Origin of the sequence: Acidovorax sp. Root402, from assembly GCF_001425125.1 — a bacterium.
Taxonomy (GTDB): domain Bacteria; phylum Pseudomonadota; class Gammaproteobacteria; order Burkholderiales; family Burkholderiaceae_C; genus Acidovorax; species Acidovorax delafieldii.
The window spans coordinates 105,998-122,918 of sequence record NZ_LMDQ01000013.1 but is presented as its reverse complement, the minus strand read 5'-3'; the positions used below and the strand labels follow the sequence as shown (position 1 = coordinate 122,918).

Sequence of the window (16,921 nt, the reverse complement as noted above, 5' to 3'; positions counted from 1 at the left end):
GCACGCAGGGGCCCCGTGGGCGGTGTTTACTGCAGGGCTTGCACGCCTGCCACCAGCCAGCCGGTGTTGCCCGCCTTGGGCTTGGTCATGTTCCAGACCTCACGGAAGGGGCTGGGCCCGGCCGAGGGTTCTTCGCGGATCATGCCCGAGAACTCGACGCTGGCCATGTAGCCGTCGCCCAGGTCTTCGATGCCCAGCAGCTGCGCTTCGATCATGACCACATCGGTGTGATTGGGCTGCGTGCCCCGGTGGGCTTCGCGCTCGGTCAGCTGGGTGCGGATCTCATCGAGCATGTTGTCCGTCATCATGGACCGCAGGGTGGCGATGTCCGAGCGGTCCCACGCACCCTGCAAGGTCACGAAGTTGCGCTTGGCGGCCGCCAGGAAACCCTCGGTGTCGAAATCGGCGGGCACACCCCAGTTCTGCGAACCCGACAGGCCCGAACCGATCACCACACCCGAACCCACGCCACCCTGCCCGGCACGCGAGGCATCAAATGCCATGCTGCTGCGCTCCCAGGGGCGGGCCGATGCGTCGTTGCCCACGTTGTTGGGGCTGTACTGCGGCGGCACCTGGGCAGCAGCGGGCGTTGCAGCCCCTGCGCCCTGGAAGGCGAACGGGGCACCACCTGCAGCATTGCCCGAGCCATTGCTACCGCCGTTGCGCGACCGCATGACCATCTTGAAGATGGCAAACGCCGCCAGCGCCAGCAGCGCAATCATCAGGATGTTGCCAAAGCCCGCGCCCAGGCCCAGCGAGTGCGCCAGCCAGGCCAGGCCCAGACCCGCCGCCAGGCCGCCCAACATGGCACCCCAGGGCTTCTTGGCCGGCGCGGCCGGAGCCGCTGCCGGCGTGGCGGTAGCAGGCTTGGCTGCCGCAGCCGTGTTGGTCGCGCTTTGTGCCGGTGCGCCCGGCGTGGCGGGCGGCGTGGCCGACTCGCGCTGCGTCACATTGCTGGACTGCTTGCCCACCGATTTGCCACCACCCAGTCGCCGCGCGGCGTCGGCATCGGCGTGCGCAAACGCCAGCATCGCGACCAACACCACAGACCACAGTTTCATCATGACTTCTCCGTCTCCGTTATCGACCGAGCAAACCGCTCAGCACTTGATTCCAACATGGAGGGCCACAATGCCCCCCGTCATGTTGTGATAGTCCACATGCCCAAAACCATTTTTCTGCATGAGGCTTTTGAGTTCTTCCTGCCCCGGGTGCATGCGGATGGACTCCGCCAGATACCGGTAGCTCGCGTCGTCGCCCGCTACCAACTTGCCCAGCTGGGGCAGCACCTTGAACGAGTACCAGTCGTACACCTTGGTCAGCGGCTGCGCCACTTTGGAAAACTCCAGCACCAGCAGCTTGCCGCCGGGCTTGAGCACACGGCACATTTCGGCAATGGCCTGGTCCTTGTGGGTCATGTTGCGCAAGCCAAAAGCCACGCTCACCACGTCGAAATGCGCGTCGGGGAACGGCAGCTTTTCAGCGTCGCAGACCAGCGTAGGCAGCACCACGCCCTCGTTGATGAGACGGTCACGGCCCACACGCAGCATGGCCTCGTTGATGTCGGTGTGCACCACACGGCCCGATGCCCCCACCTTCTTGGAAAACGCCAGTGCCAGGTCGCCGGTGCCCCCCGCAATGTCCAGCACCTGGCTGCCTTCGCGCAGGTTGGCCACCATCACGGTGTAGGCCTTCCAGGCACGGTGCAGGCCCGCCGACATGAGGTCGTTCATCACGTCGTACTTGGAGGCCACGGAGTCAAACACACCGCGCACGCGGCGTGCCTTTTCCTGCTCGTCCACCGACTGAAAACCGAAATGCGTGGTGCTCATAAGAATCATGCTAGGCGCGTGAACGCCAGAGGTACAGCGACAACCCCGCACTGAATTGGGGCATCTGTCGCAATTTGGAGAACGCTATTGAAACAAAACCAGCCGCTAGCGCAAGCAAATATTGCGCTGATAGCTATATTTTCAATAGCACCTTGACGCACAGGGACTTGTGCGGCTTTTGGCGGCGGGCCCCCTGAACAGGCCTGCCAAGGGCGTCAGTGACTGCCGCAGGCGTGGCCCCCTGTACCACCCTTGGGCGCCATGGGTGCATCACGGTCGGCCCCCGCCGCAGCCAGCCGCTCGGTGTACTGGGCCCACAGTGCGTCCTGCTTCTGGCCCAGCTCGTAGAGATAGTCCCAGGTGAAGATGCCGCTGTCGTGGCCGTCGGAGAACGTGGGCTTGACCGCGTAGTTGCCCACAGGCTCCAGGTTGATGAGCGCCACATTGCGCTTGCCCGTCTGCAGCACCTCCTGCCCCGGGCCGTGGCCTTGCACCTCGGCCGAGGGCGAGTACACGCGCATCAGCTCGAACGGAATGCGGAACGTGGCGCCATCCGAAAAACCCACCTCCAGCACGCGCGACTGTTCATGCACCGTCAGGGCCTGCGGCGTGGGAGCGCCCGCTTTCAAACCTGCCATGGAATCACCTTGAGAAAACTGTTGTCAGGAACGACGGCTGCCATTGTCCCACCCGCCCAGGCACACGCTGCCAGCAAGGTTACCGGGCGGCCCACTGCGCCAGCTGGGACTGCAGCTGCGCTTCCAGCGCGGGCAACAAGGCCCGCACGGCGGCCTCTTGCGCTGCGGGGCTGGGCCGCTGTGCCGCAGCCCATACGGGCGATGGAAAGTGACTGTCCCAGTCAAACCGCGCAATCACATGCCAGTGCAGGTGCGGCACCATGTTGCCCAGCGCCGCGATGTTGACCTTGGTGGGCGACAGGTGCTGGCGCAGCGCCTGCTCCACCAGAGTCACGGCTTCCATGCAATGCGCACGGTCAGCAGCGGCCAGGTCCGAGAACTCGGCCACATGCGCGTTCCAGACCACGCGGTAAAAGGCGGGGAACCCCGCCTCCTGCGCACGGATGACACGCAGGCGCTCGCCACGCCAGACCAATGCGCCGCCGTCTTCAGCGCACAAGGGGCAGGTCATCAGACCAGCACCCGCTCAATGCCGCCGTTGTTGGCACGGTGTACGTACTCAGGCATCCAGTTCTCGCCCAGGATCTCGCGCGCCATCTCGACCACGATGTAGTCGGCTTCGAGCAAGCCGTTGTTCAGGTCGCCTTCGTAGCGGTTCAGGCCCTGCAGGCAGCTGGGGCAGCTGGTGAGGATCTTCACGTTGTCCTGCGCGCCGACAGCACCGCTGGCACGCAGCTGGGCTTCGCCCTTCTTGATCTCTTCTTCCTTGCGGAAGCGCACCTGCGTGGACACGTCGGGCCGGGTCACACCCAGCGTGCCCGACTCGCCGCAGCAACGCTCGCTCTTCAAGACCTGCTCGCCCACCAGCGCCTTCACGGTCTTCATCGAGTCCTGCAGCTTCATGGGGTTGTGGCAGGGCTCGTGGTACAGGTAGGCGCCCTTGCCTTGCAGCTGAATGCCCTTTTCCAGCAGGTACTCGTGGATGTCGATGATGCGGCTGCCCGGGAAGATCTTGTCAAACTCGTAGCCCTGCAGCTGGTCGTAGCAGGTGCCGCAACTCACCACCACGGTCTTGATATCGAGGTAGTTGAGCGTGTTGGCCACGCGGTGGAAGAGCACACGGTTGTCCGTGATCATCTTCTCGGCCTTGTCGAACTGGCCCGAGCCGCGCTGGGGGTAGCCGCAGCACAGGTACCCAGGCGGCAGCACCGTCTGCACGCCCGCGTGCCAAAGCATGGCCTGGGTCGCCAAACCGACCTGCGAGAACAAGCGCTCCGACCCGCAGCCAGGGAAGTAGAACACCGCCTCCGTCTCGGCCGTGGTGGCCTGCGGGTTGCGGATGATCGGCACGTAGTCCTTGTCCTCGATGTCGAGCAGCGCGCGCGCCGTCTTCTTGGGCAGGCCGCCCGGCAGCTTCTTGTTGATGAAGTGGATCACCTGCTCCTTGATCGGAGCCGTGCCCACCGTCGCGGGCGGCTTGGCCGTCTGCTTGCGGCCTACCTTGCGCAGCAGGTCCACGGCCATGCGCTGGGCCTTGAAACCCACGTCCACCATGGCCGAGCGCATCAGCTTGATGGTGTCCGGGTTGGTGGCGTTGAGCATGGTCATGGCCAATGCATTGCCGGGGCGGAAGGTCTTCTTGCCCATCTTGCGCAGCAGGTTGCGCATGTTCATGGTGACGTCGCCGAAGTCGATCTTCACCGGGCAAGGGCTCTCGCATTTGTGGCACACCGTGCAGTGGTCGGCGACGTCCTCAAACTCCTGCCAGTGCTTGATGCTCACGCCCCGGCGGGTCTGCTCTTCGTACAGGAACGCCTCGACCAGCAGCGAGGTGGCCAGGATCTTGTTGCGTGGGCTGTACAGCAGGTTGGCGCGTGGCACGTGCGTGGAGCACACGGGCTTGCACTTGCCGCAGCGCAGGCAGTCCTTGACCGAATCGGCAATGGCGCCGATGTCGCTCTGCTGCATGATCAGCGACTCATGCCCCATCAGGCCGAAGCTGGGTGTGTAGGCGTTGGTCAAATCTGCATGCAGCGCCGGTTTTGAAGCCAAATCGGCACCAAGCGCTGGTTGAATATGCCCTGAATGCTCCTGATTTCGGAGCAACTTGCCTTTGTTGAAGCGGCCTTCCGGGTCCACCTTGCGCTTGTACTCGGCAAACGGGCGCAGCTCGTCGTCGGTCAAGAACTCCAGCTTGGTGATGCCAATGCCGTGCTCTCCCGAGATCACGCCATTGAGGCTGCGCGCCAGCACCATGATGCGCGCCACGGCCTCGTGGGCCGTTTGCAGCATCTCGTAGTCGTCGCTGTTGACCGGGATGTTGGTGTGCACATTGCCGTCGCCTGCGTGCATGTGCAGCGCCACCCACACGCGGCCCTTGAGCACGCGCTTGTGGATGGCCACGGCCTCGTCCAGGATGGGCTTGAACGCCGCGCCAGTGAAGATGCCTTGCAGCGGCGCCCGCAGCTGGGTCTTCCAGCTGGCGCGCAGGGTGTGGTCCTGCAGTTGGGGGAACAGCGTTTCCACATCGTGCAGCCAGCCCTGCCACAGGGCGCGCACCTCTTCCACCAGGGCGATGGCCTGGGCCACGCGGTCTTGCAGCAGCTCGGGCGAAGGCACCTCGTCGTCGGCGTCGTGCTTGCCCAGGGGCAGGTTGCCACGCTCGAAGAACTCGGTCAGCGCGTCGCACAGCTTGAGCTTGTTGCGCAGGGAAAGCTCGATGTTGATGCGCTCGATGCCGTCGGTGTACTCGGCCATGCGCGGCAGCGGGATCACCACGTCTTCGTTGATCTTGAAGGCGTTGGTGTGGCGGCTGATGGCCGCCGTCTTCTTGCGGTCGGCCCAGAACTTCTTGCGCGCATCGGCCGTGATGGCCACAAAGCCTTCGCCGCTGCGGGTGTTGGCCAGGCGCACCACTTCGCTGGTCACGCGGGCCACGTCGTCGGCGTTGTCACCCGCGATGTCGCCAATCAGCACCATCTTGGGCAGACCACCGTTGCCCTTCTTGCTCTTGGTGGCATAGCCCACAGCCTTCAGGTAGCGGTCGTCCAGGTGCTCCAGGCCCGCCAGCAGCACGCCACTGCGCTTTTGCTCGGCGAACATGAAGTCCTTGATCTCGACGATGCTGGGCACGGCGTCCTTGGCGTTGCCGAAGAACTCCAGGCACACGGTGCGCGTGTGCTCGGGCATGCGGTGCACCACCCAGCGCGCGCTGGTGATGAGGCCGTCGCAGCCTTCCTTCTGGATGCCGGGCAGTCCGGCGAGGAACTTGTCCGTCACGTCCTTGCCCAGGCCTTCCTTGCGGAAGGTGCGGCCGGGGATGGCCAGGCGCTCGGTGCGCACGGGCGTCTTGCCGTCGGCCTCGAAGTACTGCAGCTCGAAGGTGGCGGTTTCCACATCATGGATCTTGCCCATGTTGTGGTCCAGGCGCGTCACTTCGAGCCACTGGGCGTCGGGTGTGACCATGCGCCAGCTGGCCAGGTTGTCCAGCGCCGTGCCCCAGAGCACGGCCTTCTTGCCGCCCGCGTTCATGGCGATGTTGCCGCCAATGCACGATGCCTCGGCGCTCGTCGGATCCACCGCAAACACAAAGCCCGCACGCTCGGCCGCATCGGCCACACGCTGGGTGACCACGCCGGCTTCGGTCCACACCGTGCCCACCTCGCGGTCCAGGCCCGGCAGGCGGCGCATCTCCACCTCGGTCATGGCTTCGAGCTTTTCGGTGTTGATGACCACGCTCTTCCACGTCAACGGAATGGCGCCGCCGGTGTAGCCGGTGCCGCCCCCGCGTGGAATGATGGTCAGGCCCAGTTCGATGCAGCCCTTCACCAGGCCAGCCATCTCGACCTCGGTGTCGGGGGTGAGCACGACGAACGGGTATTCGACGCGCCAGTCGGTCGCGTCGGTCACATGGCTCACGCGGGAGAGGCCGTCGAACTTAATGTTGTCCTTGGCCGTGAGGCGGCCCAGGGTTTTCTGGATCTGTCGTCGCAGTTGCGCGGCCTGCTCGAACGTGGCGTTGAATTCGGCCACAGCGCGTCGCGCGGCGACGACCAGCTCACCGACCAGACGGTCGCGCTCGGCATCGTCTGCGGGGGTGCGGCGTTTTTCGATCTCGCCCAGGCGGTGCTGCAGGGCGTCCACCAGCAGCTTGCGGCGCGAGGGGTTGTCCAGCAGGTCGTCCTGCAGGTAGGGGTTGCGCTGCACGACCCAGATATCGCCCAGCACCTCATACAGCATGCGGGCCGAACGGCCCGTGCGGCGCTCTTTGCGCAGCTGGTCCAGCACCTCCCAGGATGAGGACCCCAGCAGCCGGATCACGATCTCCCGGTCGGAAAACGAGGTGTAGTTATAGGGAATTTCACGCAGTCGGGCAGGCTCGGCGGCCTGCGTCTGCAAGGCCGCCAACGCGATCGGTACATTCATGGGGGTCTACCTGGGGTGGGGGCGCGATTTTAAGCCACCGGCCTGCGGCTTGCCGGGCCGGGGCTGTCTGACAGAGCCGGAACCGGCCCCGCAACAGTGTCAGAACAGCACGCGGCTGCGCAGGGTGCCGCTGACCTGGGCCAGCTTGTCAAGCGCCAGGTCGGACGAGGCGGCGTCGATGTCGATGACCACGTAGCCGATCTTCTCGTTGGTCTGCAGGTATTGGGCCGAGATGTTGATCTGGTTGTCCGAGAAGATGCGGTTGATCTCCGACAGCACGCCCGGCACGTTGCGGTGGATGTGCAGCAGACGGTGCTTGCCGGGGTGGGCGGGCAGCGCCACCTCGGGAAAATTGACCGACGAGGTGCTAGTGCCGTTGTCGCTGTATTTCACCAGCTTCTCGGCCACCTCCAGGCCAATGTTGGCCTGCGCCTCCATGGTGGAGCCGCCGATGTGGGGAGTCAGGATCACGTTGTCCAGCCCGCGCAGGGGCGACACAAACTCATCCTTGTTGGTGCGCGGCTCGACCGGGAACACGTCGATGGCGGCGCCCAGCAGCTTCTTGGCCTGGAGCGCTGCAGCCAGCGCTTCAATATCCACCACCGTGCCCCGCGCGGCGTTGATGAGGATGCCGCCCGGCTTCATGGCCGCAATTTCGGCGGCGCCGATCATGCCCTCGGTGGACGGCAGCTCGGGCACGTGCAGGCTCACAATGTCGCTCTGGCCCAGCAGATCGTGCAGGTGCTGCACCTGGCGGGCATTGCCCAGAGGCAGCTTGTTGACCACATCAAAGAAGGCCACGTGCATGCCCATGGCCTCGGCCAGTACCGACAGCTGGGTGCCGATGGAGCCGTAGCCCACGATGCCCAGGGTCTTGCCACGGATCTCATACGCGTTATCGGCGCTCTTGAGCCAGCCGCCCCGGTGGGCCACCGCGTTTTTCTCGGGGATGCCGCGCAGGAGCAGGATGGCTTCGGCCAGGACCAGTTCGGCAACCGAGCGGGTGTTGGAGTACGGCGCGTTGAACACCGCAATGCCGCGCTCGCGCGCAGCGTTCAGGTCCACCTGGTTGGTGCCAATACAAAAGCAGCCCACAGCCACCAGCTTGTGGGCCTGGGCAAACACCTCTTCGGTGAGCTGGGTGCGCGAGCGAATGCCCACAAAGTGCACATCGGCGATCTTGCGCTTCAGTTCCTCGTCCGGCAGCGCACCGGACACCGTCTCGATCTGCGTATAGCCTGCCGCCCGGATCACATCCACTGCGGAGGAGTGGATGCCTTCGAGCAGCAGAAACTTGATCTTGTTCTTGTCGAGCGAATTGGTGGCCATGGCGATGAAGGAGAAGGGATAGGAGAAGGAAACGTCCGGCGCGCGACGGCGCGAACGAACCGAGGGTGCCCACGCATGTGAACAGTCACCAGCATGGTGCATTGCACAAAACCTTGCAAGCCTCGGCAAATGCGCCACACCTTGTCACAAAAAGGTCACAATCGCACCCCTCACGGGTACCCCAAGGGGTTTCCCCGGTTGTTGCAGGGCGCGGGCTCATGCGACAACGACATATCAATGTCACAGAGGCTGCATAGCATCCGGCCCTTGTGCTTTTCGTCATCCTCGGAGGAAATATTCATGAAAACGAAGCTTCTGGCGGTCTGCGCTGCTGTTGCCATGTCGGTCTGCGCACCTGCGCAAGCACAGGCACCCATTGAGATCCAATGGTGGCACTCGATGAGTGCAGCGCTGGGCGACTGGGTCAACGACTTGGCCAAGCAATACAACGCCAGCCAATCCCAGTACAAGGTCGTGCCCACGTACAAGGGCCAGTATGACGAATCGATGACCGGCGCCATTGCCGCCTTCCGCGCTGGCAATGCCCCCCACATCCTGCAGGTGTTCGAAGTGGGCACCGCCACCATGATGGCCAGCAAGGGCGCCATCGTGCCTGCGGCCAAGGTGCTGAACGACGCGGGCTTCAAGTTTGAACCCACCGAGTATGTGTCCGCAGTGGCCGGCTACTACACCGCCCCCAACGGCCAGATGCTGAGCTACCCGCTCAACAGCTCGACCACGATCTTCTATTACAACAAGGACGCCTTCAAGAAGGCTGGTCTGGACGCCGACAAGCCGCCGAAGACCTGGCCCGAAGTGTTTGCCGCCGCCTCCAAGCTCAAGGCCAGCGGCCACAGCTGCCCGTTCACCACCAGCTGGGTGAGCTGGACGCAGCTGGAAAGCTTCTCTCTGTGGCACAACACCCTGTTCGCCTCCAAGAACAACGGCTTTGACGGCAACGACGCGCAACTGCAGATCAACACCCCGCTGCACGTTCGCCACTTCGAGAACCTGGCCAAGGCCTCCAAGGAAGGCAGCTTTGTCTACAAGGGCCGCAACAACACCGCCGATGCGTCCTTCCCCTCTGGTGAATGCGCCATGATCACCGGCTCGTCGGGTCTGTACGCCCGCGTGGCCAAGGAAGCCAAGTTCGCCTACGGCATCTCCACCCTGCCTTACTACCCCGATGTGAAGGGTGCCCCACAGAACACCGCCATCGGCGGCGCCAGCCTGTGGGTGATGGCCGGCAAGAAGCCCGAGGAATACAAGGGCGTGGCCAGCTTCCTGAACTTCCTGAACGACACCAAGGTGCAGGCTGCCAGCCACCAGCGCACGGGCTACCTGCCCGTGACCATGGGCGCCTACAAGCTCACCGAGGCGTCCGGCTTCTATGACAAGAACCCCGGCACCGACGTGGCCGTGACGCAGATGATCCGCAAGGCCACCGACAAGTCGCGTGGCATCCGCCTGGGCAACTTCGTGCAGATCCGCTCGATCATCGACGAGGAAACCGAACAGATCTGGTCGGGCAAGAAGTCGCCCAAGGAAGCCCTGGACACCGCCGTGACACGTGGCAACGAGCAGCTGGCCCGCTTCGCACGCGCCAACAAGTAAGCACGGTCCACCATCTGTCGATGCCACCTGGCCACCCGGCTGGGCGGCATCGAAAGCCCGCCGCCCCGTCAACCAACCTGGTTCACGGGGCGGCGGGGTTTTCTTTTTGAGAGTTTCGTCATGGAAAAACGCGTACTTTTCCGCTCTGCGTGGCTACCCTGGGTGCTTCTGGCTCCCCAACTGGTCATCATCAGCGTGTTCTTCTTCTGGCCCGCGGGCCAGGCCCTGGTGCAGTCGTTCCAGATGCAGGACAGCTTTGGCATGTCCACCGAATGGGTGGGGCTGGACAACTTCAAGGCACTGTTTGAAGACCCGGGCTATCTCGCCTCGTTCAAGACCACGGCCTTCTTCTCGATCCTGGTGGCGGTGGTGGGCATCGGCCTGTCGCTGATCCTCGCGATCTTCGCCGACCGCATCATCAAGGGCGCCATCGTCTACAAGACCGCCCTGCTGCTGCCCTACGCCGTCGCCCCTGCGGTGGCAGGTGTGCTGTGGATGTTCATGTTCTCGCCCTCGCTGGGTGTGGTGGCCTACATGCTGCGCCAGTCGGGCTTTGACTGGAACCACATGCTCAACTCCGACCACGCGATGACGTTGATCGTGATTGCAGCGGTGTGGAAGCAGATCTCCTACAACTTCCTGTTTTTCCTCGCAGGTTTGCAGTCCATCCCCAAGTCGCTGATCGAAGCCGCCGCCATCGACGGTGCGGGCCCCTGGCGCCGGTTCTGGAGCATTCAGTTCCCGCTGCTGTCGCCCACCACGTTCTTCCTGCTGGTGATCAACGTCGTGTACGCGTTCTTCGACACCTTTGCCATCGTGGACTCGACCACCCAGGGCGGTCCCGGGCGCGATACCTCCATCCTGGTCTACAAGGTGTACCACGATGGTTTCAAGGCCATGGACATGGGCGGCTCGGCCGCGCAATCGGTGGTGCTGATGGCCATCGTGGTGGTGCTCACCGTCATTCAGTTCCGCTACGTTGAGAAAAAGGTTCAATACTAAAAATGGTCGAACGCAGCCCCTATCTCACCGCGTTCTCGCACCTCATCATGGTGCTGGGCGTGATCATCGTCGGCTTCCCGCTGTACCTGGCCTTCGTGGCCTCCACCCATACCGCACAGGACATCGTTCAGGTGCCCATGCCCATGGTGCCCGGCAGCAACTTCTGGCAGACCTACCACGACGCGCTGTTTGGCGGCGGCGCGGGTGCGGGCTCCACTGCGCCTGTCGCCCGCATGATGTGGGTGAGTTTTGTCACCGCAATGGTCATCACGGTGGGCAAGATCGCCATCTCGCTGCTGTCGGCGTTTGCTATCGTGTACTTCCGCTTCCCCTTCAAGGGCATCTGCTTCTGGCTGATCTTCATCACGCTGATGCTGCCCGTGGAAGTGCGCATCGGGCCTACCTATCAGGTCGTATCCAACCTGGGCATGCTCAACACCTACGCGGGCCTCACGGTGCCGCTGATCGCCTCGGCCACCGCCACCTTCCTGTTCCGCCAGTTCTTCCTGACGGTGCCCGATGAGCTGGTGGAGGCCGCACGTGTGGACGGCGCCGGTCCGATGCGCTTTTTCAAGGACATCCTGGTGCCGCTGTCGCGCACTTCGGTTGCCGCACTGTTCGTGATCCAGTTCATCTACGGCTGGAACCAGTACCTGTGGCCGCTCTTGGTGACCACGTCCGAAGACATGTACCCGGTGGTCATCGGCATCAAGCGCATGCTGGCCGGTGGCGACGCAGGCAACGAATGGAACATCGTGATGGCCACGGCCCTCCTGGCCATGCTGCCGCCTGCCTTTGTGGTGGTGGTCATGCAACGCTGGTTCGTCAAGGGCCTGGTGGACACCGAAAAATAAGACAAAACTCCTGCAAGCGCTTGTTCAATAAGCCCCTGTAGCTATCAAATTCATTGCACATATGGCATCCCTCTCTCTCCGCAACATCGTCAAGCGCTACGGCGTGGGCCCCAAGGCCAACCAGGTCATCCACGGCGTGAACGCCGAGGTCAAGGACGGCGAGTTCGTCGTCATCGTCGGCCCCTCGGGCTGCGGCAAGTCCACCCTGCTGCGCATGGTGGCGGGCCTGGAAGAAATCTCCGGCGGCGAATTGCGCATTGGCGACCGTGTGGTCAACGACCTGGAACCCGCCCAGCGCGACATCGCGATGGTGTTCCAGAACTACGCGCTGTACCCGCACATGACGAACTTCGAGAACATGGCCTACGGCCTGAAGATCGCCAAGGTACCCAAGGAAGAGATCAAGGCGCGCGTCGACAAGGCCGCCAAGATCCTCGAACTGGGCCACCTGCTGGAGCGCAAGCCGCGCGAGCTGTCGGGCGGCCAGCGCCAGCGCGTGGCCATGGGCCGCGCCATCGTGCGCCAGCCCCAGGTGTTCCTGTTTGACGAGCCGCTGTCCAACCTGGACGCCAAGCTGCGCGCCCAGACCCGCCTCGAAATCCAGAAGCTGCACCGCGAACTGGGCATCACCAGCCTGTTCGTGACACACGACCAAGTCGAGGCCATGACGCTGGCCCAGCGCATGATCGTGATGAACGCGGGCAACATGGAGCAGTTCGGCACGCCCGAAGAGGTCTACCACACGCCCGCCTCCACCTTCGTGGCCAGTTTCATCGGCTCGCCGCCGATGAACCTGCTCAAAAACGCACCAGGCGCCAAACCGGGCACCATTCTGGGCATCCGCCCGGAGCATCTGGATGTGCGCAGCGAGGGTTGGGCCGTTACCGTCGAAACTGTGGAGTTGCTGGGTGCCGAGCGCCTGATCTACGGCCGCATCAACGGCGAACAGATCATCGTGCGGGTAGAAGAAGGCACCCACGCGCCGCAGCCGGATGCGGTGATCCACGTCGTGCCCCGTCCCGACCGCCTGCACGCTTTCGATGCCACCACCGGTAAACGCATCCCCGACTGAGCCCGTGCAGCCGCCTGAAGCCGCCGGCACCGGGCACGGGGTTCTGGCCACCGTGCCGGTGCTGGCCTCGCTACACTTGGCGGAGACCCGGCAGTTCTACGTCGAGCGGCTGGGGTTCACCGCACTGCTGGAGCTGGATAACTACCTGATCCTGCAGCGCGATGGCTGCGAGCTGCACTTCTGGCCCTGCACCGAGCGCCACATTGCAGAAAACACTTCGTGCTACGTACGTGCAGACACCGGGTTGCTGCATGCGGATTTCACGGCACGCGGCCTGCAACTGGCACCTCCCACTGTCCAGCCCTGGGGCATGAAGGAGATGTATGTCATCGACCCCCATGGCAATCTGCTGAAATTTGGTGAACCCGCATGAGCGCACCCTCGTCTACCCTCGCCCCCTGGCCTTACCCCCGCTGGATCGCCCACCGCGGCGCGGGCAAGCTGGCCCCTGAGAACACCTTAGCCGCCTTCCGGCTGGGTGCCCAATACGGCTACCGCATGTTCGAGTGCGACGCCAAGCTCAGCAGCGACGGCGTGCCTTTTCTGATGCACGACGCCACGCTGGAGCGCACGACCAACGGCCACGGCACCGGCGGCGACCGGCCCTGGACCCAGCTTGCCCAGCTGGATGCAGGTGGCTGGCATTCCCGCAGCTACGCGGGCGAGCCCCTTCCCACACTGGAGAACCTGGCGCGCTACTGCATTGCCAACGGGTTTTTCCTGAACATCGAGATCAAGCCCACACCAGGCCAGGAAGAAGTTACCGGCCGCGTGGTGGGCGAATACGCCGCACGGCTGTGGCAAGGGCAGGCCGTGCCGCCCTTGTTCTCGTCGTTCAAGCCCGAGGCGCTGGCGGGCGCCATGGCCACCGCGCCCCACCTGCCCCGCGCGCTGCTCATCGACGCGCTGTGGGACGGATGCTTTGACAAGGCGCAGGCGCTCGGCTGTGTGGCCATCGTGTGCAACCACGCGCTGTGGGACCCGGCCCTGGTGGCGCAAGTCCACGGCATGGGCATGCGCATGCTGAGCTACACGGTGAACGACGACTGGGCGGCGCAGCGCCTCATCGCGCTGGGCACGGACGGCATCATCACCGACCGCGTGGATTTCTTCTCGCCCGCCACGCCATAACGCGCACCTTCCAACCAACACCGCCCCAAGCCAGCGCCACCGTGGACCGGGTTTGCCGGGCCACCGGTGGAGTCCCCCTGCAGGGGGAAGGCGCGCAGCGCCTCAGGGGGTCAATCGAGTTTCGCGCCAGACTTCTTGACGGCGTCGGCCCAGCGGGGCATCTCCGAGGCCAGGAACTTGGCAAAGTCGTCCGCACCCAAAAATGCCGGATCGGCCCCCTGGCTCACCATGCGGTTGCGCACATCGGGCATCTGCAACACCTGGCCAAAGGCGTCACTGAGCTTGTTGACCACGTCCTTGGGCGTGCCTGCAGGGGCCAGAAAGCCATAGAAGCCCACCACCTCAAAGCCCTTGATGCCGCTCTCGATCACCGTGGGCACCTCGGGCAGCGCGGGGTTGCGCTCCTTGCTGGTCACGGCCAGGGCGCGCACCTTGCCTTGCTTGTGGTACGACGCAGCCTGCGGAATGCTCTCGGCCATGAACTGCACCTGCCCGCCCATGAGGTCGGTGAATGCCGGCGCGCTGCCCCGGTAGGGGATGTGCACCATGAACAGGCCCGTGGCGGTCTTGAACATCTCGGGCACCAGGTGGCTGATGCCGCCATTGCCCGCCGAGCCAAAGTTGACCTGACCGGGCCGCGACTTGGCATAGGCCATGAACTCCTGCAGATTCTTGGCGGGCACGCTGGTGTTGACCAGCAAGGCCAGCGGCTGCATGGCCGTGCGCGCCACGGGCACAAAGTCCTTGAGGGTGGCATAGGGCAGGCGGCTGTACAGCGCGGGGTTGATGACCATCACCCCCGTGTTGGCCAGCATGATGGTGTGGCCGTCAGGGGGCGCTTTCATCACCTCCTGCGCGCCCACGGTGCCACCGGCTCCGGCCTTGTAGTCCATCACCACCGGCTGGCCCAGCACGGTCTGCAGCTTGTCGGACAGCAGGCGCGCATGCTGGTCCAGCGGCCCGCCGGCGGGGAAGCCCACCACGATACGGATGGGCTTGGACGGAAACGCCTGCGCATGCACGGCGGCAGCAAAGGCCAGGCCTGCGGCCAGGGTGATGCAGGTACGCAGCAGCTTCATGGGGTTGTCTCCAGCATTGGTTGTGGGTGTACGGGGGTGTTCGCTAGTTCCGTCAGAGCGGGCCATGGCAACCGTCCTGGAAGGTGTAACGAGGCTATCAGACACCAGGGCGCGACAGCCCTCCAGATCACCTCTCGCAAACCCTCAAAACACGTGACGGCTTGCTGAAAGCTTCAAGCCTTCCAGCCCCGCACCAGCACCCACTGGCAAGTGGCGCAGGCCACCACCAGCGCGGCATAGGTGAGCATCTTGCCGTCACGTCCCCACAGCACCAGCCCTGCCGCGAGCACCGCCACCCCCACGGCAAACAGAATCGCCCACCGCAGCCACACAGACATTGCAGAGGCACTGCGCGAGCCCACCAGACGGCCCGAAAGCACCAACACCAGCGCCATGGCGGCAGCGGGTGCGACAAAGTTGAGGAGGTGGTTGACGATGTCCAGCGGACCCATGGAATTGACCCAAATCAAGGCTTGAACAAGCAAGGCCGCCTGTTCGGGCCAACAATTTTATAATTGCGGCTTATGGCAGTCTGGGCCCTCGGCATCAACCACACCACCGCGCCGCTCGATCTGCGCGGCCGGTTTGCGTTTGCGCTCGATCAGATCGCCCCCACGCTGCACGGTTTGCGCCAGTCGTTGGGCAACTCTGGCGGCGCTGCCAGCCGCCACCCCGGGGTGGAAACCGCCATCATCTCCACCTGCAATCGCACCGAAATTTACTGTGCCGGCGACCAGCCCGCAGTGGACCACACGCTGGGCTGGCTGGCCCACAGCGGCGGCGTGAGCCCCGCGCTGCTGCGCTCGCACTCCTACACGCTGGAAGACAGTCTCGTCGCACGCCACGCCTTCCGCGTGGCCAGCGGGCTCGATTCCATGGTGCTGGGCGAGGCCCAGATCCTGGGCCAGATGAAAGACGCGGTGCGCGCCGCCGAGACGGCCGGCGCTTTAGGCACCACGCTCAACCAGCTGTTCCAGCGCAGCTTTGCCGTGGCCAAGGAGGTGCGCACCAGCACCGAGATCGGCGCACACAGCATCAGCATGGCAGCCGCCGCCGTGCGCCTGGCCAGCCAGCTGTTTGAAGACCTCTCCAAGATCCGCGTGCTGTTCGTCGGCGCGGGCGAGATGATCGAGCTGTGCGCCACGCACTTCGCCGCCAAGAACCCGAAGCAGATCGCCATTGCCAACCGCACGCTGGAACGCGGCGAAAAGCTCGCCACCCGCTTTGGCGGCGAGGTAATGCGCCTGGCCGACCTGCCCGAGCGCCTGCACGAGTTCGACGCCGTCATCAGCTGCACCGCCAGCAGCCTGCCCATCATCGGCCTGGGTGCCGTGGAGCGCGCCCTCAAGAAGCGCCGCCACCGCCCCATGTTCATGGTCGATCTTGCCGTGCCGCGCGACATCGAGCCCGAGGTCAAGGCCCTGGGCGACGTGTACCTCTACACCGTGGACGACCTGGCCACCGTGGTGCAAACCGCGCAGGCCAACCGCCAGGCCGCCGTGGCGCAGGCCGAGGCCATCATCGACGCGGGCGTGCAAAGCTTCATGCACTGGATGGAGCTGCGCAGCCCCGCAGCCGCCGAGGGTGGCGTGGTGCCGCTGATCCAGCAGCTCAACGCCCAGACGGACGAATGGCGCGCGCTGGAAATCGCCCGCGCCAAGAAGCTGCTGGCCAAGGGCGAGGACGTGGACGCCGTGCTCGAAGCCCTGTCGCGCGGCCTCACACAGAAAATGCTGCACGGCACCCTGGCCGAGCTGCGCGCGGGCGACGCCGAGATGCGAGCCCAGACGGCCCAGACCGTCTCGCGCCTGTTCCTGCGCTCGCAAAGCAAGACCCCCCACAACAACGGCCTGTAGCGGCGCTCGCCCGCTCCACAGCCGTTCCGATTTGAGCCAAATCGGCCTCAGGCGCATGATTTACATGCGCCACCAGCTACCCAATCTGT

The 16,921-nt window shown here is 64.4% G+C and carries 15 protein-coding genes; 7 read left to right on the top strand and 8 right to left on the bottom strand.

Features of this window, described 5'->3' with window-relative positions; genetic code table 11:
• Positions 1-26 precede the first annotated feature (26 nt).
• From ASC83_RS08005 to serA, 6 genes are all read right to left on the bottom strand, one after another.
• Positions 27-1,064 (bottom strand): Tim44 domain-containing protein, encoded by a 1,038-nt coding sequence (locus ASC83_RS08005; RefSeq protein ID WP_056060388.1) that lies wholly within the window; start codon positions 1,062-1,064, stop codon positions 27-29.
• A 36-nt stretch (positions 1,065-1,100) separates the two neighbouring features.
• A complete protein-coding gene (gene ubiE, locus ASC83_RS08000; RefSeq protein WP_056060384.1) occupies positions 1,101-1,832 on the bottom strand; it encodes a bifunctional demethylmenaquinone methyltransferase/2-methoxy-6-polyprenyl-1,4-benzoquinol methylase UbiE in 732 nt (243 codons plus the stop codon).
• Positions 1,833-2,047: 215 nt separating this feature from the next.
• Positions 2,048-2,470 carry a gamma-butyrobetaine hydroxylase-like domain-containing protein gene (locus ASC83_RS07995; RefSeq protein ID WP_056060381.1) on the bottom strand — a complete coding sequence of 141 codons (423 nt, stop codon included), beginning with the start codon at positions 2,468-2,470 and terminating at the stop codon, positions 2,048-2,050.
• A gap of 79 nt (positions 2,471-2,549) precedes the next feature.
• Positions 2,550-2,981 carry an HIT family protein gene (locus ASC83_RS07990; RefSeq protein WP_056060378.1) on the bottom strand — a complete coding sequence of 144 codons (432 nt, stop codon included), beginning with the start codon at positions 2,979-2,981 and terminating at the stop codon, positions 2,550-2,552.
• Positions 2,981-6,895, bottom strand: coding sequence for an FAD/FMN-binding oxidoreductase (locus ASC83_RS07985; RefSeq protein ID WP_056060374.1), 3,915 nt, complete (start codon positions 6,893-6,895; stop codon positions 2,981-2,983). Before ASC83_RS07985 ends, ASC83_RS07990 begins: the two co-directional genes overlap by 1 nt.
• Positions 6,896-6,994: 99 nt before the next feature.
• Positions 6,995-8,224: a phosphoglycerate dehydrogenase gene (gene serA, locus ASC83_RS07980; protein ID WP_056060371.1), complete on the bottom strand. Its 1,230-nt coding sequence runs from the start codon at positions 8,222-8,224 to the stop codon at positions 6,995-6,997.
• Positions 8,225-8,524: 300 nt separating this feature from the next.
• Here serA and ugpB point away from each other — a divergent pair, with 300 nt between their 5' ends.
• The 6 genes from ugpB (at position 8,525) to ugpQ (ending at position 13,897) form a co-directional block, all read left to right on the top strand.
• Entirely contained in the window at positions 8,525-9,838 is a 1,314-nt protein-coding gene (gene ugpB / locus ASC83_RS07975) for a sn-glycerol-3-phosphate ABC transporter substrate-binding protein UgpB (protein WP_056060369.1), read from the top strand.
• Positions 9,839-9,958: 120 nt separating this feature from the next.
• The gene (gene ugpA, locus ASC83_RS07970; RefSeq protein WP_015012736.1) at positions 9,959-10,840 is read left to right on the top strand and encodes a sn-glycerol-3-phosphate ABC transporter permease UgpA; all 882 of its coding nucleotides are present in this window, start codon (positions 9,959-9,961) and stop codon (positions 10,838-10,840) included.
• A 2-nt stretch (positions 10,841-10,842) separates the two neighbouring features.
• On the top strand, positions 10,843-11,694 hold the full coding sequence (ugpE, locus tag ASC83_RS07965; protein WP_056060366.1) for a sn-glycerol-3-phosphate ABC transporter permease UgpE: 852 nt from the start codon (positions 10,843-10,845) through the stop codon (positions 11,692-11,694).
• Positions 11,695-11,755: 61 nt separating this feature from the next.
• Positions 11,756-12,766, top strand: coding sequence for a sn-glycerol-3-phosphate import ATP-binding protein UgpC (locus ASC83_RS07960; RefSeq protein WP_056060362.1), 1,011 nt, complete (start codon positions 11,756-11,758; stop codon positions 12,764-12,766).
• A 4-nt stretch (positions 12,767-12,770) separates the two neighbouring features.
• On the top strand, positions 12,771-13,139 hold the full coding sequence (locus ASC83_RS07955) for a VOC family protein (protein WP_056060358.1): 369 nt from the start codon (positions 12,771-12,773) through the stop codon (positions 13,137-13,139).
• Entirely contained in the window at positions 13,136-13,897 is a 762-nt protein-coding gene (gene ugpQ / locus ASC83_RS07950; protein WP_056060357.1) for a glycerophosphodiester phosphodiesterase, read from the top strand. The genes ASC83_RS07955 and ugpQ overlap by 4 nt, the downstream gene beginning before the upstream one ends.
• Positions 13,898-14,007: 110 nt before the next feature.
• On the opposite strand, the gene ASC83_RS07945 is transcribed toward ugpQ, so the two are convergent.
• Both ASC83_RS07945 and ASC83_RS07940 read right to left on the bottom strand, forming a co-directional pair.
• Positions 14,008-14,976, bottom strand: a complete 969-nt coding sequence (locus tag ASC83_RS07945; RefSeq protein ID WP_056060354.1) for a tripartite tricarboxylate transporter substrate binding protein — start codon at positions 14,974-14,976, stop codon at positions 14,008-14,010.
• A gap of 173 nt (positions 14,977-15,149) precedes the next feature.
• Positions 15,150-15,428, bottom strand: coding sequence for a hypothetical protein (locus ASC83_RS07940; RefSeq protein WP_056060351.1), 279 nt, complete (start codon positions 15,426-15,428; stop codon positions 15,150-15,152).
• Positions 15,429-15,500: 72 nt separating this feature from the next.
• On the opposite strand from ASC83_RS07940, the gene hemA reads away from it, so the two are divergent.
• The gene (gene hemA, locus ASC83_RS07935) at positions 15,501-16,832 is read left to right on the top strand and encodes a glutamyl-tRNA reductase (protein WP_056060348.1); all 1,332 of its coding nucleotides are present in this window, start codon (positions 15,501-15,503) and stop codon (positions 16,830-16,832) included.
• Positions 16,833-16,921: the final 89 nt, after the last annotated feature.